At 32.9% G+C, this 207-nt stretch carries 1 protein-coding gene; it reads left to right on the top strand.

Translation table 11 applies throughout. From position 1 onward, the window contains the following. Nucleotides 1-207, top strand: a 207-nt coding sequence (locus HMPREF2586_RS05345) for a DDE-type integrase/transposase/recombinase (protein WP_141756812.1), incomplete at both ends; no start/stop codon positions are given.

Raw genomic sequence — 207 nt, 5'->3', positions numbered from 1 at the left:
AATTTGGAAGAAAAAGCATAAAAAAGCTTATTACAAATGGCGTATTGATGAGACGTACATCAAAATAAAAGGAAAATGGAGCTATTTATATCGTGCCATTGATGCAGAGGGACATACATTAGATATTTGGTTGCGTAAGCAACGAGATAATCATTCAGCATATGCGTTTATCAAACGTCTCATTAAACAATTTGGTAAACCTCAAAA

The sequence above is a fragment of the Staphylococcus sp. HMSC034G07 genome (assembly GCF_001835975.1).
Lineage (GTDB): Bacteria > Bacillota > Bacilli > Staphylococcales > Staphylococcaceae > Staphylococcus > Staphylococcus ureilyticus.
Note: the sequence above shows the minus strand (reverse complement) of the source record. Positions and strands in the feature narration are given on the sequence as shown.